20 protein-coding genes are annotated in these 18804 nt (G+C 65.1%); 8 read left to right on the top strand and 12 right to left on the bottom strand.

What is annotated here, in order from left to right; genetic code table 11:
- The first annotated feature begins 86 nt into the window (after nucleotides 1-86).
- A complete protein-coding gene (locus tag LQD11_RS08620) occupies nucleotides 87-1412 on the top strand; it encodes a serine hydrolase domain-containing protein (RefSeq protein WP_238617175.1) in 1326 nt (441 codons plus the stop codon).
- 3 nt (nucleotides 1413-1415) lie between these two features.
- Here LQD11_RS08620 and LQD11_RS08615 read toward each other — a convergent pair whose 3' ends face one another.
- Nucleotides 1416-2303 carry a LysR family transcriptional regulator gene (locus tag LQD11_RS08615; protein WP_238617174.1) on the bottom strand — a complete coding sequence of 296 codons (888 nt, stop codon included), beginning with the start codon at nucleotides 2301-2303 and terminating at the stop codon, nucleotides 1416-1418.
- A 121-nt stretch (nucleotides 2304-2424) separates the two neighbouring features.
- Between LQD11_RS08615 and LQD11_RS08610 the strand changes: the two genes are divergently transcribed.
- The 3 genes from LQD11_RS08610 to LQD11_RS08600 all read left to right on the top strand — a co-directional run bounded on the left by LQD11_RS08610 (nucleotide 2425) and on the right by LQD11_RS08600 (nucleotide 4090).
- Entirely contained in the window at nucleotides 2425-2766 is a 342-nt protein-coding gene (locus tag LQD11_RS08610; RefSeq protein WP_040405425.1) for an SMR family transporter, read from the top strand.
- A gap of 46 nt (nucleotides 2767-2812) precedes the next feature.
- Nucleotides 2813-3040 carry an SMR family transporter gene (locus tag LQD11_RS08605; RefSeq protein WP_238617173.1) on the top strand — a complete coding sequence of 76 codons (228 nt, stop codon included), beginning with the start codon at nucleotides 2813-2815 and terminating at the stop codon, nucleotides 3038-3040.
- Nucleotides 3041-3148: 108 nt separating this feature from the next.
- Nucleotides 3149-4090, top strand: a complete 942-nt coding sequence (locus LQD11_RS08600) for a sodium-dependent bicarbonate transport family permease (RefSeq protein ID WP_238617172.1) — start codon at nucleotides 3149-3151, stop codon at nucleotides 4088-4090.
- A gap of 31 nt (nucleotides 4091-4121) precedes the next feature.
- On the opposite strand, the gene LQD11_RS08595 is transcribed toward LQD11_RS08600, so the two are convergent.
- From LQD11_RS08595 to gorA, 7 genes are all read right to left on the bottom strand, one after another.
- The gene (locus LQD11_RS08595) at nucleotides 4122-4598 is read right to left on the bottom strand and encodes an NfeD family protein (protein WP_008932062.1); all 477 of its coding nucleotides are present in this window, start codon (nucleotides 4596-4598) and stop codon (nucleotides 4122-4124) included.
- A 13-nt stretch (nucleotides 4599-4611) separates the two neighbouring features.
- The gene (locus tag LQD11_RS08590; protein WP_040405439.1) at nucleotides 4612-5559 is read right to left on the bottom strand and encodes an SPFH domain-containing protein; all 948 of its coding nucleotides are present in this window, start codon (nucleotides 5557-5559) and stop codon (nucleotides 4612-4614) included.
- A gap of 71 nt (nucleotides 5560-5630) precedes the next feature.
- On the bottom strand, nucleotides 5631-6923 hold the full coding sequence (locus tag LQD11_RS08585; protein WP_238617171.1) for an META domain-containing protein: 1293 nt from the start codon (nucleotides 6921-6923) through the stop codon (nucleotides 5631-5633).
- A 237-nt stretch (nucleotides 6924-7160) separates the two neighbouring features.
- Nucleotides 7161-8282 carry a DUF2726 domain-containing protein gene (locus LQD11_RS15585; RefSeq protein ID WP_276315684.1) on the bottom strand — a complete coding sequence of 374 codons (1122 nt, stop codon included), beginning with the start codon at nucleotides 8280-8282 and terminating at the stop codon, nucleotides 7161-7163.
- Nucleotides 8283-8556: 274 nt separating this feature from the next.
- A complete protein-coding gene (locus tag LQD11_RS08575) occupies nucleotides 8557-9624 on the bottom strand; it encodes an alkene reductase (RefSeq protein WP_238617170.1) in 1068 nt (355 codons plus the stop codon).
- An 88-nt stretch (nucleotides 9625-9712) separates the two neighbouring features.
- Nucleotides 9713-10885 carry an 8-amino-7-oxononanoate synthase gene (gene bioF, locus LQD11_RS08570; RefSeq protein WP_238617169.1) on the bottom strand — a complete coding sequence of 391 codons (1173 nt, stop codon included), beginning with the start codon at nucleotides 10883-10885 and terminating at the stop codon, nucleotides 9713-9715.
- Nucleotides 10886-10899: 14 nt separating this feature from the next.
- Nucleotides 10900-12246, bottom strand: a complete 1347-nt coding sequence (gene gorA, locus LQD11_RS08565; RefSeq protein WP_238617168.1) for a glutathione-disulfide reductase — start codon at nucleotides 12244-12246, stop codon at nucleotides 10900-10902.
- A 68-nt stretch (nucleotides 12247-12314) separates the two neighbouring features.
- On the opposite strand from gorA, the gene ubiA reads away from it, so the two are divergent.
- Nucleotides 12315-13217, top strand: coding sequence for a 4-hydroxybenzoate octaprenyltransferase (ubiA, locus tag LQD11_RS08560; RefSeq protein ID WP_238617167.1), 903 nt, complete (start codon nucleotides 12315-12317; stop codon nucleotides 13215-13217).
- On the opposite strand, the gene LQD11_RS08555 is transcribed toward ubiA, so the two are convergent.
- A complete protein-coding gene (locus LQD11_RS08555) occupies nucleotides 13218-13925 on the bottom strand; it encodes a ComF family protein (RefSeq protein ID WP_008932070.1) in 708 nt (235 codons plus the stop codon).
- Between the two features lie 123 nt (nucleotides 13926-14048).
- On the opposite strand from LQD11_RS08555, the gene LQD11_RS08550 reads away from it, so the two are divergent.
- Genes LQD11_RS08550 through LQD11_RS08540 form a run of 3 tightly spaced genes read left to right on the top strand, consistent with a single transcriptional unit; the run spans nucleotide 14049 to nucleotide 16022 of the window.
- A complete protein-coding gene (locus LQD11_RS08550) occupies nucleotides 14049-14507 on the top strand; it encodes a hypothetical protein (protein ID WP_008932071.1) in 459 nt (152 codons plus the stop codon).
- Complete coding sequence (gene bioB / locus LQD11_RS08545) at nucleotides 14500-15486, top strand: biotin synthase BioB (protein WP_238617166.1); 987 nt, start codon at nucleotides 14500-14502, stop codon at nucleotides 15484-15486. The genes LQD11_RS08550 and bioB overlap by 8 nt, the downstream gene beginning before the upstream one ends.
- 5 nt (nucleotides 15487-15491) lie before the next feature.
- The gene (locus tag LQD11_RS08540) at nucleotides 15492-16022 is read left to right on the top strand and encodes a gamma carbonic anhydrase family protein (protein WP_238617165.1); all 531 of its coding nucleotides are present in this window, start codon (nucleotides 15492-15494) and stop codon (nucleotides 16020-16022) included.
- 95 nt (nucleotides 16023-16117) lie between these two features.
- On the opposite strand, the gene LQD11_RS08535 is transcribed toward LQD11_RS08540, so the two are convergent.
- From LQD11_RS08535 to hemB, 3 genes are all read right to left on the bottom strand, one after another.
- Nucleotides 16118-16777, bottom strand: coding sequence for a YiaD family glycine zipper/OmpA-like lipoprotein (locus LQD11_RS08535; protein ID WP_238617164.1), 660 nt, complete (start codon nucleotides 16775-16777; stop codon nucleotides 16118-16120).
- A 99-nt stretch (nucleotides 16778-16876) separates the two neighbouring features.
- Nucleotides 16877-17692 carry a shikimate dehydrogenase gene (gene aroE / locus LQD11_RS08530; protein ID WP_238617163.1) on the bottom strand — a complete coding sequence of 272 codons (816 nt, stop codon included), beginning with the start codon at nucleotides 17690-17692 and terminating at the stop codon, nucleotides 16877-16879.
- 23 nt (nucleotides 17693-17715) lie between these two features.
- Entirely contained in the window at nucleotides 17716-18717 is a 1002-nt protein-coding gene (hemB, locus tag LQD11_RS08525) for a porphobilinogen synthase (RefSeq protein ID WP_008932076.1), read from the bottom strand.
- Between the last annotated feature and the right edge of the window lie 87 nt (nucleotides 18718-18804).

Here is an 18804-nt window from a genome sequence, read left to right as displayed (position 1 = left end):
GGCCCCGGGTTTGAGAACCCGAACCGAACCAACCCAAGCAACCACTCCAACGCCACGCCTGATCAACGCCGTACGGGGGACGCGTCATGTCCGCTCCAATTTGCAACGCACTTGTGGCATTAACGCTCGTCCTGGCCTTTTCCGTCGACATCAGACCGGTGATGGCACAATCCGACCCACCATTGGACGCCGAGCACTCGGACCCGGTAAGACTGGGGTGGATGACGGGTTTTCCGCCGCCCCCTGAAAAACTGATCACACACCCCGAGTCCGATTACTTCAGCTTCCCCAAGCTGCGCTGGACGGTGTGCCACATACGCGAGCTACTGCCGACCAAGCAGGTCGGCCGCGGCATCGGCGCGCCGGTGCCACTGACGTACGCCCTCGATGACGGCATTGATGCCGTGCGTTTCACGCCACTGGATGGCGATGAACCCATGACATGGAAGGCGTCGCTCTCGGCCAATTACACCGACGGCATACTCATCATCCATAAGGACCGGGTGGTTTACGAACGGTACTTCGGCTGTCTCGACGAAATGAGCCAGCACGCGGCGATGTCCATGACAAAGTCTCTGACGGGGCTGCTGGCCGAGATCCTGGTGGCGGAGGGAACGCTTGATGATACCGCCAAAGTGGCCACCCTTGTCCCGGAACTCTCCCACAGTGGGTTTGGCGAGGCCACCGTGCGCCAGGTCATGGATATGACAACGGCACTCGATTACAGCGAAGACTATGCCGACCCCGAGGCCGACATATGGGCCTATTCCGCCGCGGCGAGTCCGTTGCCGAAACCCGAGGGGTATGAAGGTCCAAACGGGTATTTTGAATACCTTCAAACCGTCGGACAGGATGGGGTTCATGGGCAGAGTTTCGGCTACCGGACCATCAACACGGATACCCTCGGCTGGATCATATCGCGGGTGACGGGCAGGAATATCGCGGAGCTGCTGTCAGAACGTATCTGGAGCAGAATGGGCGCAGAGCAGGATGCCTACATGACCATCGACGGCAAGGGCATACCATTTGCGGGTGGAGGGTTGAGCGCCGGCCTGCGTGATCTGGGGCGAATCGGCCTGCTGATGCTGAACGGCGGCGAGATCAACGGACAACGGCTGTTTCCCGAAGAGGTCGTGGCAAACATCCGCGCCGGTGGCGACAGGGAAGCCTTTGCAAGGGCGGGGTATGCCACCCTTGACGGCGGTAGCTACCGTGGCATGTGGTGGATTTTTCACAATCCCCATGGTGCCTTCGCGGCACGCGGCGTCCATGGGCAGACCATCTATGTGGACCCGACCGCCGGGATGGTGATCGTGCGTTTTTCATCTTTCCCCACGGCAAGCAATACCAAGATCGACCCTAACTCACTGCCCGCCTATCAGGCCGTGGCCGAGTATCTGATGAGACATTGATCATCAGGCGGACTCGCATCGGCGCAGATACTCCCGTACCTGCGCCAGCAGCCAGTCGGTGACCTGGCCTTCCCGGTAATACCGGGACTTGAGGGCCACGTATTCATCCATCCGGACGGCGGCAACATGCCTCAGGATCACCAACCGCCCCGTTTCCAGGTCGTCGGCGGCCAGGGGCTGGGGCAGCCAGGTCCAGCCGATGCCTTCCGCCGCCATGTCGCGCATGAGCTCGAAGTGGCTCACACCCACCTGCCTGGCAGACGCCGCCTCCGTTACCCGAAGCCCCTGGGGCGTGAAATGCGCCTGGCCGATGCATGGATAGTCCCTGAGATCCTGTTCCGAAACCTGTTGCAGCAGGGACAACGGATGTCCGGCGGCAACCACCATCATCACCCGCACCGGACTGAGTACCACGGTCTCCGACGCCGACGGCTTGGAGGATACCCGCCGCAGGCCGATTCCCAGGTCCACCTCGCCGCTGGCGATCATGGCGTCCAGCTCCGCCATGGTGGACAGCCCGAAGCACAGATCCAGGTTGGGGAAGCGTCGCGACAGACGAATGACGATTTCCCGCCAGAAGGCCTCGGGCAAAGCGTCATCCCGGGCGATGCGGAGCATCCGCTCCTCCCCCTGAAGATGGTGCCTGCAGCGCTGCTCCAGGGACTGGGACAGGGAGACGATGCGCTGACAATCGTCCAGCAGGTCTGCGCCGACAGGGGTCGGCTTTACCTGATTGCCGCTGCGTTCGAACAGCGTCACCCCAAGGTGGTCTTCCAGTGCAGAAATCCCCATGCTCACCGCCCCCCGGCTTTTGCCCAGGGCACGGGCAGCGGCGGCAATGGAACCGTGGCGGCAAACGAGAACGAACTCATGGATCTGGGCCAGGGTCATGGGCGGTCCACGGGCAGAAGAACGGACACTTATGCGTCAGATTTTACGACGCTCAGCGATTATGCCAGATCCCCAGTCACCGAATAGCATCTCCGGTCACACACCCTTTTGGAGATCGACCATGAGATTGGCATGGATGTTCCTGATGCTGGCCATCGTGACCGAGGTATCCGGTGTCAGCACCATGAACTTTCTGAGTTCGGGAGTCGGCATCACCGGCTACCTGATCATGTATGTATGCATCATTTTTTCCTACATTTTCCTGGGCTTTGCGGTGAAAAAGATCCCTGTGGGAGTGGCCTTCGCGATGTGGGAGGGGTTGGGCATCACCCTCATCACGGCCCTGTCCCTGCTGGTGTTCGGCAGCACCCTGTCCACTCAGGAGCTGATCGGACTGGGCCTGGCCGTGGTGGGGATCATCATGATCAATGCCGGTGAAAAGCATCCTGAAGCGTCAGCCTGACTGACCAAAAACCGACTGACACAAACCAAGAGAGAGGCATCCTTCCATGTCGGCCACACACCTGCTGCCCTTCACCCTGGTGGCCCTTGCCGCGGCCCTGGACGTGGCGGCCAACCTGCTGCTGACCCTGTCCAACGGCTTCCGCAAAAAACTCTGGGGCATACTGGCCATCCTGCTGGTGCTGGGAGCGTTCACGCTTCTGGCCCAGGCAATCCGCTACATGGACCTGGCCAGCGGCTCAATGCCGTCGGCTGGGCGGGCATCCTGCTGGTAGTGGTAGCCATCGTGGTCATCAAGACGGGCTGATTGCGGCCCCGGCACTGGCATCCAGCGGCCGTTGGCTTCAGAATTCCGCCCCAGACCAAGCAACCTGACGACGCCCATGCCCGATATTGTGGTGATGTTCTTCCTGCTCGGCCTGGTGGCCGGTCTGGTGAAGTCCGACCTGACCATTCCCAAGGCCGCCTACGACACCCTCAGCCTGCTGCTGATGCTCACCATCGGTCTGAAGGGGGGTATGGCACTCCATGGCAATGTCAGTGTGTCGGTGATTCAGGATCTGCTGGCGGTGGCGGTGCTGGGGGCGTTGATTCCGCTGATACTCATGCCGCTGCTGATGCGGGTGATCCGGCTGTCAGTGGCCGACAGCGCCAGCATGGCCGCCCATTACGGCTCGGTGAGCGCGGGGACCTTTGCGGTGGCCCTGGCCTTCGCGGAAGGGTTGCAACTGACCATCAGCCCCGAAGTGACCCTGTATCTGGTGATGATGGAGCTGCCGGCCATCGTGGTGGCCATCATCCTCTACCGCCGCTACCGCGGCGCCCAGGCGGCCGCCAGCATGCGGGGACTGTGGCATGAAACCCTGACCAACCGGGGGGTGATCCTGCTGGTGGGCGGGGTGATCATCGGGCTGCTCTACGGCCCTCAGGAAGGCGCTGCGGTGACGGATCTGCTCACCAACGCCTTCAAGGTCGTACTGGCCCTGTTCCTGCTGGAGATGGGGCTGACGGCCGCCGAAACCCTGCGCCCCATCCCCTGGCAGCACTGGCGTCTGCTGTGCTTTGCCGTGATCGTCCCGTTCCTGCTGGGCGCCATCGGAATGGTCACGGGCCTGCTGCTGGATCTGCCCGCCGGTTCCGTGCTGATTCTCACCGCACTGACCGCCAGCGCCTCCTACATCGCGGCGCCGGCAGCCATTCGCGCCGCTATTCCCGATGCCAACATCGGTCTGGCCATGCTCGCCGCCCTGGGCCTCACCTTCCCGGTGAACGTGATCGTGGGGATTCCCCTGTACCACCAGATCCTGCAGTGGCTGGGGGCGTGATGCGCCTCCCCGAAGGGACGTGTCAAGACCTTCAGCCGGTCGTGACACCACCATCGGAGTGCAGCGGCCTGACCCGGAGCTGGATGCCGTCGCGGGAAAAGGCCAGCACCCGGTCCCCGGCCTTCACGTCATCAGGCCCCTGGGCGGCATAGGTGGTATCCCCCACCCTTACCCGGCCCCGACCCGCCACGAAGTCCGTGGCGGCGATGTATTCCCGGTTGAGCAGGGCATCCATTTCCCGATTCATCACCGGGGCGTCACCCTGGGCCGCCCTGCCCCGCCGCTGCAACCAGAACCCCAGGCCGCAGGCACCGAGCATGGTTACGGAAAAACCCATGAGATGCCAGGCAAAAGCCAGATCCGGCAACAGGGCCACGAACATGGCGGAGATCAGGGCGCCCAGCCCGATCCAGAGCAGGAACACCCCGGGGATCAGGATCTCCAGCCCCATCAGGATCATCCCCGCGATCAGCCAGAACCAGGGATTGGTCAGCAGCGTCTGCAACATCGCCTGCCCTGCCCTATTTAACGGATGAGCCGGAGGTCAGGGCCTTGTTGTCCGCCCCCATCTGCTGCACCAGTTCGGTCACGCCGGCCACGGCACCGGTGATCCCCGAGGCCTCCAGGGGCATCAGGACCAGCTTGGAATTATCGGCCTTGCCGATCTGCTGCAGGGCCTCCACGTACTTGATGCCCAGGAAGTACTGCACCGCCTGAATGTTCCCGGAGGCGATGGCCTCGGACACCACGCGGGTTGCCTCGGCCTCGGCCTTGGCCTCACGCTCGCGGGCCTCGGCCTCCAGGAAGGCCGCCTGACGCTCCCCTTCGGCGCGCAGGATGGCGGCCTGCTTTTCGCCTTCCGCCTGCAGGATCTCCGCCTCCCGCTTGCCGGTGGCCTCCAGGACCTGGGCCCGGCGCTTGCGCTCGGCGGTCATCTGCATGTTCATCGCCTTCTGCAACTCCGGCTCCATTTTCAGGTCGCGGATCTCGATGCGGACGATCTTGACGCCCCAGGGATTGGTGGCATCGTCGACGATGCCCATGAGAACATCGTTGATCTTGCTGCGATTGGACAGGGTATCGTCCAGATCCATGGAGCCGATCACCGAGCGCAGGTTGGTGGTGGTGAGATTGACGATGGCCTCTTCCAGGTTGCGCACCTGGTAGGCGGCGGAGGCGGCATCATCGATGCGGAAAAAGACCACGCCGTCGGCCACCACGGCGGCATTGTCCTTGGTGATCACCGTCTGCGCCGGCACGTCCAGCACCTGTTCCATCACCGTCAGCTTGCGACCGATGCTGTCGATGAACGGCACGATGATATTGAGGCCCGATTCCAGGGTGCGGGTGTAGCGCCCGAACCGCTCCACGGTCCATTTTTCACCCTGCGGCACCGCCTTGACCGCCTTGGCAATGAAGATGATGGTGACCACCACGATGGTGGTGGCAAAGATTCCAAAGGCTTCCATGGTCATCCCCCAGGTTGTATATGCCGGATACGGGTCAGTATCGCGGATCAAGGCTCAAAACACACCCATGCTCACGGGGAGGCCATCGGCTCGGCATGACCCTTCATCGTCCCCTCCGGCCCGGACAGGACCAGGGCACCGGTGGCGTCGATATCAAACCCGGTGACCGCGGCCAGGATGCGGAAGAAGGTCTGCTCCTGATGCATCAGTGCCTCGGGGCAGGCCATCAGGGTGGAAGCGGGGTGCTGGAAGGTCAGATTCTCGCCGGTGAGCGTGAAACCTCCGTGGTAACGGTTGCAGGAGGCAGTACCGGCCACCCGGCCGTCCTGGGCAAAAAACTGCAGGGTGATGCGGGATTGATCCACGATGCCCTGACCGTCCAGGTCTTCAATGACCCACTCCCGGTCCGTGAGCAGGGACAGCGGCTCCCCTCCGCAGCCGTTCAGGGTCTCGTCGTCCCACTGCAGGATCACGGTGTAGGGGTGAGGCATGCCGCTCATGCTGTCGCGACAGATATCGGGGGCGACAGCGACCACCAGACGATGCCCGGCATCGGCGGCCCGGAAACGGGTCCGGGGTCCGTCCTGTCCCGTGTGCAGCAGGGGCAGGGTCAGGGTTTGCGCACCATAGCCGGTGACCAGGGTGATCCGATCCTGCTCGATATCCACGTGCCAGCCCGGCTCCTGACCATAAGCGCGGAAGGGCAGGGAAGGGGGCGGTGTGATCCGGCAGGGCGGCAGTTCCCGCCCCGCCACACTGATCAGGGCCTCGCCGCCCTTTTCATGAATCCAGGTGTCGGGGTCCTCCACGCCTTCAAGGCGAACGCCGGATGCCGCCGGCACCGGCACCAGATCGTGGGCGGTGCCCGACACGATGAGGCGTGGCGATGCGTCCAGCACGACCTGTTCGGGACCGCAGGTGAAATGGGTGCCAAAGCGCGCCGCGGTGAACGGAATCAGACGCAGCGGTCCGGTATCCAGCGTGTTCCCGGTCAGGGACAGCATCAGCGGTTCCGTCACTCGCAACCACTGCCCCTCCAGTTCCACGGCGCCCCGCAGTTCGTGGATGGCCGTCCCGCCCAAGGCGGCGGAAGGCAGTTCAAGACGGAAGGGAATGGGGACCTGCCGGCCCTCCAGGTCAAGGCGCTGCTCGATCAGGATCTGCTCGCCGGTTGCGTCAAAGGCACGCACCTCGATGACAGCCACGGCCTGAGGCGGCAGGGCAATGCGCTCCGGATAGGTCAGTTCACCTTGAATGGTAACGGTGCCGTCACCATCCGGGGCGACCGTCCGGGCATCACGACAGCCGGGCAGGCTCACGAGCACGGCCAACAGCAAGATCACCAGGGACACGGGAAGACGCATGGCATGGACTCCTGAGCAGGTGCGATTGAACCAGCGTAACCGTTACCCACTCAGGAGTACACAGCCCGAGAGTCATCCACCAGGCCTTGCCTGGCCGGCAGGTCAGGGGGATATTCTGAACACGGCATTCCCGCGCTCTGTGTCTCGTCATTCCCGCGTGCGCGGGAGTGACGGCCGGAAGTCCAAAGTAGAGTGACAGGAAGATGCTTGCTCAGTACCTTCCTGCCCCTTCTTCACTCAGTCCTTCTTCGTTACCGGCCCTCGCCGGGTGGTGCCACGGGCCCTTGCCGCGGCGGACTGGGTGGCGGTGGTGCGCTTGGCCTTGGCGGCAGCCACACCGGTCTTGGCGGCCGTGGCACGGGACCTGCGGGGCGGGACCGCCTTTCTTGCAGGGGCACTCACCACATCGACCGTCGCACCGCTGGTGCCGCGCGAAGCCGACGCACTGGGCGGCGGCGGCTCATCCTTGCCCTTGGTTTCCGCCTCGGCCGGCTGTTGGGGCGAAGGGGCCGGCGTCGCTGCCGGGGCCTGGCTCCCGGGCGCGGATTTCACTTCAGGCATGGGCTCGGACTTGGCGGCCGGTTCAGGCTGGGCGGCCGGCTTGGGTGCGGGAGCGGTCTTGACCTCGGGTTTGGCGGCGACGGAAGCGGAGACAGCCGGGGTCGGCTCCGGAGCGGGCGGCTTGGGTTTCTGTGCTGCTGCCTTCTGTGCCGCCGCCTTCTGCGCTGCCCTGGCCTCGGCTTCCGCCCTGGCTTTGGCTTCCGCCTTCGCCTTGGCTTCCATCTTGGCCTTGGCTTTGGCTTCCGCCCTGGCCTTGGCCTCCGCCTTGGCTTTGGCCTTGGCCTTGATCTGGGCCTTGGTGGCGGCGATGGCCTCGTCAACCTGCGCCCTGACACGATCGGCCTGGTACTCGGATTCGGTGGGAATCACCGCGTAAGGCAACTCCACGTGGCGGCAGACCGAGCCCAGAAACACATTGGAATCATGCAACGCCGTCAGACCCTTGCCGGCGGCTTCCATGCGCAGGGCGCAGGTCATCGCCTGATCGGACTTCCGGCAGATCACGAAATCGAAGTACTCATGGGCGATACGCTGGCGGGAAGCCTGCTTCAGGGGCTGATCGGGATTGGGCTTCAGCTCCAGCACACTGGCCGCCATGACCTTGGGGAAGACGTAGTGATCGACACCCAAACCGTCTTCCAGGGCCTTGAACAGGGCCTTTTCCTCAGGCTTGAGCACGGACTCGGACTTGCCGTAACAGTCCGGCCGAGGGGCGGGCAGGGAAACACGCGCGTTGTATTGCTGATAGAACAGCAACGCGGCAATCAGAAACAAGACAATCAGGGAAAACTCCACCATCGCTGATACCCCTCCATCGGATTGGACGATCTGTTCCGGGATACGGACGGCAGGTTACTCAATGACGCAGTGATACCGCCTTCCCGGTACAACTGTTCGACTGGATGTCAATGCCTGATGGCCTGATTGTGGAGCGGTGTGCCGCCCTATTACAAGGGCATGAATGGGGTTTTTGGTCATGAAACCCGCAACATTTGACCTGGTTTCGGGATTGCATGACCCGACCCGGCCGGAACGGCGGGCCGGATCGGGCCTGCGGACGGGCAACGGGCCGTCAGAGCGTGGGGTAGTCGATGTAGCCTTCGGGGCCGGGGGTGTAGAAGGTGTCCCGGTTCGCCTCGGCCAGGGGTGCGTTGCGGCGGAAACGCTCCACCAGATCCGGGTTGGCGATGAAGGGGGTGCCGTAAACGGCGGCATCCGCCTTGCCCGACCTGACCAACGCCTCGCCCGTCTCCCGGGTCAGGCCACCGCCGGCCAGGTAGGCATCACCCTTGAACTTGGGCCGCAACAGGCCGTGGTAGTCCACTTCGGTACCGAACAGGGCCACGTGCAGATAGGCCAGGCGGTAGTAGCCCAGCTGTTCCACCAGATAACCGTAGGTTTCCTGGGGATTGTCGTCGCGGATGTCGTTGAAACCCATCTCCGGCGCCAGCTTGATGCCGATGTAATCACCGCTGCGCACGGAGGTCATGGCCTCCAGGATCTCCAGAATGAAGCGGGCACGGTTTTCCACGCTGCCGCCGTACTGGTCGGTACGCTGATTGGTGCCGGAGCAGAGGAACTGCTCGGGCAGGTAGCCGGAGGCGGCGTGCAGTTCGACACCATCGAAGCCGGCCTCGAAGGCCAGTGAGGTGGCAACGCGAAAGTCCTCGATGACATCCTGGATCTCGCTGACTTCCAGGGCGCGGGGGGTGACGTGGGGCTTCATGCCGTCCTGGGTGAAGGACTGACCCTCCGGGCGCACCGCGGAAGCGGAGACGGGGGTGGCACCGCCGGGAAGGAAAGAAGGATCGGAGATGCGGCCCGCATGCATGACCTGCAGCACCATGCTGCCGCCGGCGGCATGGACCGCGTCCGTCACCCGCGCCCAGGCATCCACGTGTTCCTCGGTGAACATGCCCGGGGTGCGCAGATAGCCTTTGCCCATGGGGCAGGGATAGGTGCCCTCGCTGATGATCATGCCGGCGGAGGCCCGCTGGGCGTAGTAGGTCGCCGCATGCTCACCGGGTACCCCCTGATCGTCTGCCCGGGACCGGGTCATGGGCGCCATGACGATGCGGTTTTTCAGGTGCAGGGCACCGGCATAGAGGGTGGAGAACAGGTCGATCTCTTTGTTGGGCATGGGACGTCTTCTCTCCTGGGTTCTGGACGCAATGACGGACTGTTTTGATGGGGTGAAGTGTACCAAGGGCGACGGGAGAAGGGAGCGATCAGCCCATCCCTGACGCCGGCGATACGCAAAGCGCCCGCAGGCCTTCCAGCAACCGGTCCACATGGGCAGGGGTATGGGCCGCGCTCAGGGTCACCCGCAGACGGGCCGTGCCTGCCGGCACCGTGGGTGGGCGGATGGCGGGCACCAGCAGGCCCCGGGCCAGCAGGCCTTCGCTCAGGGCCATGGCGGCGGCCGCGTCGCCCACCAGCAAGGGCTGGATGGGGGTGTCGCTGTCCATCAGCGTCAGTCCCAGTTCCGTTGCGCCGGCCCGGAATTGTCGCACCAGCATCCGCAGATGCTCGCGGCGCTCCGGCTCCGTGCGTACCACTTGCAGGGCAGCCAGCGTGGCCGTCGCCACGGCGGCGGGCATGGCAGTGGTGTAAACATAGGTCCGGGCGGCCTGGATCAGGGTCTCGATCAGGTCTTCACCACCGGCCACGAAGGCCCCGGCGGTGCCCAGCCCCTTGCCCAGGGTGCCCATGAGGATGGGGACCCTGGCCTGATCCAGTCCCTGGTGTTCCAGTGTGCCGGCCCCGGTGGCACCCAGCACGCCCAGGCCGTGGGCATCATCCACCATGAACCAGGCCCCGGCCCGGGCGCACAGGTCGGCCAGGGCGGGCAGGGGAGCGACATCGCCATCCATGGAAAACACGCCGTCGGTGCTCACCAGGGTTTCCCGCTCCGGGTCCCGGTCCAGCAGACGGGCCAGGTCGTCCGGGTCGGCGTGGCGATAGCGCTGCAACCGGGCCTCGCTGATGCGGGCGGCATCGATCAGGGAGGCGTGATTGAGACGGTCCTGCAACACCCGGTCACCCCGATGGAGCAGGGCCTGGGCCACCCCCAGGTTGGCCATGTAGCCGGTGGAGAAGAGCAGGGCGCGATCACGGCCGGTGAAGGCGGCCAGCGCCTCTTCCAGCTGGTGGTGGGCACGGGTATGGCCATTGACCAGATGGGCGGCCCCGGCCCCCACGCCGTAGCGGTCGGCACCGGCCTTGAAGGCGGCAATCACCGCCGGGTGGCTGGCCAGGCCCAGATAGTCGTTGCTGCAGAAGGCCAGTACCGGCCGACCGTCGATGATCTGCTCCGGCTGCTGGGGGCCGTCCAGCAGCCGCCGCTGCCGGTAACGATGCTCGGCCCGGCGTTGCTGGAGCAGGGGGGCAAGATCTTTCATGGGGGCGCTCCCGGTCACCGCAGGGTGACCAGCTCCTCCGCACTGGTGGGATGCAGGGCCACCGTATCATCCAGGTCCTGCTTGGTGGCGCCCATGCGCACCGCCACCGCAAATCCCTGCAGCATCTCGTCCGCTCCCGGCCCGATGATATGCACGCCCACCACCTTTTCCCGGGCTCCCACCGTCACCAGCTTCATGGCCGTGGGCACCTTGTGATCGGTCATGGCGTGGTACATGGAGGTGAAGCGGGTGGCATACACCTTCACCGCACTGCCGTGGGTGGCGCGGGCCTCGTCCTCCGTCAGGCCCACGGTGCCGATGGGAGGATGGCTGAACACCACCGAGGGGATGTTCTCATAGGACAGATGCCGATCAGACAGGCCGCCGAACAGACGGTCCGCCAGACGCCGGCCGGCCGCGATGGCCACCGGTGTCAGGGCGGCACGACCGGTGACGTCACCGATGGCGTAGACCCCCGCCACGTTGGTGTTCTGAAAGGCATCGGTGGGAATGAAGCCCTGTTCATCCTGACTCACCCCGGCCACCGCCAGATCCAGCCCGGCGGTGACCGGGGTCCGGCCGATGGCCCAGATCACCTGATCGAACACCCCCCGGCATTCCCCCTGGTCACAGCGCAGCTCCACGCTATCCGGATGGGCGATGAGCCGGGATACCCGGGTGCGGGGGAACAGGTTCACGCCCGCCGCCAGCATCTGCTCCATCAGCGTATCCCGCAGCATGGCATCGAAGGAACGCAACAGGGTCTCGCCACGCAGGTACATGGAGACTTCCGATCCCAGGGCCTGCAACATCCCCGCCAGTTCGACGGCGATATAGCCCGCGCCCACCACGGCGACCCGCCGGGGCTGAGCCTGGAGGGCAAAAAAGCCGTCCGAGGTGATACCCAGCTCCGCGCCGGGCAGATCCGGTACCGTGGGCCGCCCCCCCACCGCGATCACCACGTGATCCGCCGTCACCCGCCGCCCGTCCACTTCCAGGGTGCGCTCGGCCACGAATCGGGCGGTGCCCTGGATCAGGTCGACACCGGAATCCCCCAGATAGGTCCGATACCAGGCGTTGATATCGGCGATGTAGGCATCCCTTTTGGTCACCAGCGCGGTCCAGTCAAACCCCTCCCGGGCCAGTCTGAAGCCGTAACCGGGGGCATCCTCCAGCCGATGGGCGGTCTCGGCGGCATACCACATCACCTTCTTCGGCACGCAGCCCACGTTGACACAGGTGCCCCCCAGGGGACCTTTCTCCACCACGGCGCAGCGGGCACCGTGACGGGCCGCCCGTTCCACCACGGACAGGCCGCCACTGCCGGCACCGATGGCGATGAGGTCGTAATGATCTTGCATGCGTGCTCTCCTGCTCCGTTCTGCTTTGCTACACTTTAGCCCCTGGCAGATACCGGACCAAGCCCGCTTTGAAACCCGTGACCCCAGACACCGCCCCGCTGAGTCTGCGTGACAGGCTCGTCCAGTACGCCCTGCTGACCCGGCTGCACCGGCCCATCGGCATCCTCCTGCTCCTCTGGCCGACCCTCTGGGCGCTGTGGATCGCGGCCGAGGGCATGCCCGACCTGCTGGTCCTGTTCGTGTTCGTGGCCGGCGTGGCCCTGATGCGGTCCGCCGGCTGCGCCATCAATGACTTTGCCGACCGGGACATCGATGGCCATGTCAGCCGGACCCGGGACCGCCCCCTGGCCAACCGGCGCATCAGCGCCCGGGAGGCGGTGGGCGTGACCGTGGCCCTCGCCCTGACGGCCTTTGCCCTGGTGCTGCTGATGAACCCCCTGACCATCGCCCTGTCCGTGGTGGCCCTGGTACTGGCGGTCAGCTACCCCTTCATGAAGCGATTCCATCATCTTCCCCAGGTGCACCTGGGCGCTGCCTTCGGCTGGGCCGTGCCCATGGCCTTTGCCGCCCAGACCGGGGAGTTCCCGCCGCCGCTGGCCTGGCTGCTGTTCGTGGCCACCATCCTATGGACCACGGCCTACGACACCATGTATGCCATGGTGGACCGACCGGATGACCTGAAGATCGGGGTCAAATCCAGCGCCATCCTGTTCGGTGAGGCCGACCGTCTGATCATCGGCATCCTGCAGGGCCTAACCCTGGTGGCCCTGGCACTGGTGGGCATGCAGGCCGGCCTGGGCGGGTTCTTCTACCTGGGACTCGGGATCGCGGCCCTGCTGGCCCTCTATCAGCAGTACCTGATCCATGACCGGAATCCCAAGGGCTGCTTCCAGGCCTTCTTGAACAACAACTGGTTCGGCCTGGCCGTCTTCGCGGGGATCATTGCCTCCTATCTCTTCAGCGCCGGCTGATCAGGCCGCCCGCGCCAGCACCCACACATCCACCCGGCCGACGCCGTGGGCCTTGAGGGCGGCGGCGATCTCCCGCAAGGTGGAACCGGTGGTCATCACATCGTCCACCAGGGCCACATGCCCGGCCTCCAAACCCGGCGCCACCCGGAAGGCACCCCGCAGATTGCCATGCCGCGCGGTGGCCGCCAGACTCTGCTGGGGCGGCGTGGCCCGTATCCGCGTCACCGCCCCATGGGTGATGGGACACGCCAGTGTCCGTGCCAGGGGCCGGACCAGCTCCAGGGCCTGATTGAAGCCCCGCTCCCTCAGCCGGCATGGGTGCAGCGGGACCGGGATCACGCAGTCGGGCGGGGGCACCCGGGATGCCAGGGCATCGGCCATCAACCGCGCCAACAGACGCCCCTGGGGCAGGCGGGCGCGAAACTTGAAATCAGCGATCAGGTCGTCCACCGGCGGGGCATAGAGCAGGGCGGACCAGGCGGCATCAAAGGGGGGAGGTCGGCGCAGACAGTGCCCGCAGAAGGGGGCAGGGTACTCCAGGGGAAGGCCACAGCGGGTGCAGGCATGATCGGACACCGGCAATTCCGCCCGACAGGCGGCACACAGGTCCAGCCCGGCATGGCCCGGGGCCGCGCACAGCAGGCAGGTGGACGGATAGGCGGTTTCCAGCAGGGCGCCGCGCAGCCCCCCGAGCCAGGATGCAATCATGGTCACGATCCCTGTCACCTTGTGGATTGATACGGTATATTGGCCCGATATCCTACCAGATCAGGGTATGCACGATACCCGCCGGACACAGCGCAAAAGCCCCTTCAGGCACGGACCCTTCCCATGCCCCATACCGCCGCCCCCCGCATCGTCTCAGCCCGCGCCTGCGCCGGATCGGCCAAGCTGTTCAATTACGGCAACATCATTGCCGTGACCGTCGCCGGCGTGCCCCTGTTCCTGGTCACCGGCGACGTGGGCATGGCCACCATCATCGCTGCCATCATGGGCATCGTCCCCCTGGTACTGTGGTTCGGCGGCTCCATGCTGGTCTACGCCCTCAACCGTCATCATCCGGAACCCCGGGTGGGACACTACACCCAGCAGGCGGCCTATCGCTATTACGCCCTGATGGGCTCACTCATCGTCATCGGCACCTTCTTCCCGCCGGAGATACTCTATTACCGGCTCTACTGGCTGGTGGCCGCCGCGATACTCATCCCCTGGTCGATCCGGGACATCATCCGGATCAACCGCGAACAATGGCACGACGTTGCAATCCCCGAGGAACCTGACCATGGCTGATACACGCCACGACTGGGAGGTGGACGAGATCCTCGCCCTCCTGGAACGCCCTTTCAATGACCTCCTGTTCGAGGCCCACACCGTTCATCGTGCCCGCTTCAATCCCAACCAGATCCAGGTGAGCCGCCTGCTGTCCATCAAGACCGGCTCCTGTTCCGAGAACTGCGGCTACTGCTCCCAGAGCGCCCACCACGACACCGCGGTGGAAAAGGAGCAACTCATGCCCGTGGCCGAGGTACTGGCCGAGGCGCGCAAGGCCAAGGATGAAGGCGCCACGCGGTTCTGCATGGGCGCCGCCTGGCGCAATCTCAACGACCGCAACCTGGAACAGATCATCGAGATGGTCAAGGGCGTGCGGGCGCTGGAGCTGGAAACCTGCATGACCCTGGGCATGCTCACCGAGATGCAGGCCCGGCGCCTGAAGGAATCGGGCCTGGACTACTACAATCACAACCTGGACACCTCCCCGGAGTACTACGGCGAGGTGATCACAACCCGGACCTATCAGGACCGCCTGGACACCCTGGCCCATGTGCGCGAGGCCGGCATCAATGTCTGCTCCGGTGGCATTCTGGGCATGGGCGAATCCCGCCGCGACCGGGCCAGCCTGCTGCAGCAACTGGCCAACCTGCCCCGGCATCCGGAGTCGGTGCCCATCAACAACCTGGTACAGGTGGAAGGCACGCCGCTGCATGGTGTGGAACCCCTCGACCCCTTCGAGTTCGTGCGTACCGTGGCCGTGGCCCGGATCATCATGCCCCATTCCCATGTGCGCCTGTCCGCGGGCCGCAGCGAGATGAGCGACGAGATGCAGGCCCTGTGCTTCTTTGCCGGCGCCAACTCCATCTTCCACGGCGACAAGCTGCTCACCACCCCCAATGCCTCTGAAAGCCACGACGAGGCCCTGTTCCGGCGCCTGGGACTGACCTCTCGGGTGGTGGAGGAAAAGCACGCCCACAGCAGTGTCCACGCGGCCTGACGACCATGATCCGGGCCTTTGAAAATCATCGGCCCCGGATCGCCGCCGGTGCCTGGGTGGATGAGACGGCGGTGGTGATCGGGGATGTGACCCTGGGCGAGGACAGCTCCATCTGGCCCCTGTGCGTGCTGCGGGGGGATGTGAACCGTATCCGCATCGGGGCCTGCACCAACATCCAGGACGGCAGCGTGCTGCATATGACCCATGACGGTCCCTATACCCCCGGCGGCCGGGACCTAGTGGTGGGTGACGCGGTGACGGTGGGACACAAGGTGATCCTGCACGCCTGCACCATCCATGACCGGGTCATGGTAGGCATGGGGAGCATCGTCATGGACGGCGCGGTGATCGAGTCGGACGTGCTGCTGGCGGCCGGCAGCGTGGTGCCCCCGGGAAAACTGCTGGAAAGCGGTCATCTGTGGCGGGGTAGCCCGGCCCGGCGGGTGCGACCGCTCACTGAGGAGGAAAAGGCCCACCTGCGCTATTCGGCGGAACATTACGTGCGGGTGAAGAACCGGCACGCCGGGGGCGGGTAGCCTCACCGGCGCCCCTTATGCCCTTCTCCCCCTGGGGGAGAAGGGAGGGACGCGCTGGATTCAACCTGCCGGAAAGATCCGGAAGGCACGCGCGGTTACAGGGTCAGGGGGATCAGGGTCAGTTCCACGCGACGGTTCAGGGAACGACCATGGGTGGTGCTGTTGTCCGCCACCGGGCGATGGGGACCGAAGCCGATGGTGTCCAGCCGGACCCGGGAAACGCCCTGGCCCGCCAGATAACGGGCCACGCTGTCGGCCCGACGCTGGGACAGATCCATGTTGTACTCCACGCTGCCGGTACTGTCCGTATGGCCGGCCACCTCGATGGCGGTCTGATCATACTTTTTGGCCACCAGGGCCACGGAGTTGAGCACCTCATAGAAATCCGGCTTCACTTCCGCACGATTGACGTCGAAGGTGATGTTGCCCGGCATGTTGAGGACCAGGTTGTCCCCCACCCGGGTGACGCTCACCCCGCTCCCTTCCAGACGCTGACGCAGTTCCAGTTCCTGACGGTCCATGTAATTACCCACGGCGGCCCCGGCCAGGGCGCCGATTCCGGCGCCGACCATGGCGCGCTTGGTGCGGTCGCGTCGGGTGGTGACGTTGCCGATCAGGGCACCCGCGGCGGCGCCGATGGCGGCCCCCTTGGTGGCGGAACTGACCTTCTGTTCGCCGGTATAGGGATCCAGGGTGGTGCAGCCCGCCAGCGCCATGGCGGCGGCCAGGGTCAGGATCAGCAATGTTTTATGCATGTCGAGCCTCTTTTTGAATGACTGTCACTGTGTCGCTTGCGCAGATGCGGGACATCCATCGGTCCATGAACCGGTTTTAGCAGCCGATGGATGAACGGTTCATGAATCCGGGCGCAGGGCCGTCATCACCGGCCCGGTATCGGGGCGGCAGTCACGCCACAGGGCGAAGGCCTCCGCCGCCTGTTCCACCAGCATGCCCAGGCCATCCCGGGTCCAGCCGGCCCCCTGGGACTGTCCCCAACGCAGGAAGGCGGTGGGGGTGTCGCCATACATCATGTCGCAGCAACCGCCCCCGGGGGTGAGCAGGCCGTCGGGCAGATCGGGCACCTGATCGTTCAGGCCCGCTGCCGTGCCGTTGATCACCAGATCGAAATGACGTCCCGCCAGCCCCTCCAGGCCACCACCGGACACCGGACCCAGGTCGGCGAAATCCCGCGCCAGGGCCGCCGCCTTTTCCGCGGTGCGGTTGGCGATGTGCAGGCTCTCGGGATGCTCCGCCAGCAGCGGGGCCAGCACGCCGCGCACGGCGCCGCCGGCCCCCAGCAGCAGGATCCTGGCGCCCGCCAGGGTCGCGCCGGGGACGGCCCTCAGGGCATTCACCAAGCCCACGCCGTCGGTGTTGTCGCCGTACAGTCCCTCCGGCTCCACCTTCAGCGTGTTGACGGCCCCGGCCCGGCGGGCACGCTCACTGAGCCGGTCCGCCAGGTCGAAGGCCTCGTGCTTGAACGGCACGGTGATGCTGAAGCCCCGGTAGCCCTGGGCCACCAGACGTCGCACGGTGCCGGCAAAATCGTCCGGCGGCGCCAGGATGGCCTCGTAGACGAGATCCTGGCCCGTCTGCCGGGCGAACAGGCTGTGGATCTGGGGCGACTTGCTGTGCCCGATGGGGTTGCCGATGACGGCATAATGATCCATGACAGGGGCTCTCTCCGGAACGATCAGTCCATCCACTCCACCGCCTGGCGGGCGTAGTAGGTGAGGATGCCGTCGGCGCCGGCCCGCTTCATGCAGACCAGGGCCTCCAGTACGCAGGCCTTCTCGTTGATCCAGCCGTTCTGACCCGCCGCCTTGAGCATGGCGTATTCACCGCTCACGTGATAGGCGAAGGTGGGCACGCCAAAGGTTTCCTTCACCCGGCGCACGATGTCCAGATAGGGCATGCCGGGCTTGATCATCACCATGTCGGCCCCTTCCTCCAGATCCATGGCCACTTCATGCAGGGCCTCGTCGGAGTTGTGGGGGTCCATCTGGTAGGTGTACTTGTTGCCGGCACCCAGGTTGGCGGCCGAGCCCACGGCATCACGGAAGGGACCGTAGAAGCTGGAGGCGTACTTGGCGGAATAGGCCAGGATGCGGGTATGAATGTGACCGCCTTCCTCCAGCACTTCGCGGATGGCGCCGATTCGGCCGTCCATCATGTCGGAAGGGGCCACCACGTCGGCGCCGGCCTCGGCATGGGACAGGGCCTGCTGGGTCAGCACGTCCACGGTTTCGTCATTGAGCACGTAGCCGGTTTCGTCGATGAGTCCATCCTGGCCGTGGGTGGTGAAGGGATCCAGGGCCACGTCGGTGATCACGCCCATTTCCGGCACGGCATCCTTGATGGCGCGCACGGCATTCTGGGCCAGGCCATTGGGATTGTAGGCCTCGGCCGCGTCCTCGCTCTTCTTCTCCATGGGGACCACGGGGAACAGGGCCATGGCGGGAATGCCCATCCGGGCACAGACACGGGCCTCCTCCACCAGCAGGTCGATGGACAGACGCTCCACCCCGGGCATGGAGGGTACCGCCTCCCGCTCACCCTTGCCTTCGAGCACGAAGACCGGATAGATGAAGTCATCCGGGGTCAGCCGGTTCTCGCGCATGAGGCGGCGGGAGAAGTCGTCGCGCCGCATGCGACGGGGACGAACCAGGGGATAGTAACCTTTGAACTGGGACATTGAGATCGCTCCACGCTGTGATCGGAGGCTGGATGAATTAACCGCACACAGGATAGCGGATTCATCCCCGCCGGGCACGGCCCCGCG

This window comes from Ectothiorhodospira shaposhnikovii, assembly GCF_022227765.1.
Classification (GTDB): domain Bacteria; phylum Pseudomonadota; class Gammaproteobacteria; order Ectothiorhodospirales; family Ectothiorhodospiraceae; genus Ectothiorhodospira.
The sequence above is the reverse complement of the archived record's forward strand: the minus strand, read 5'-3'. Positions and strand labels throughout refer to the sequence as shown.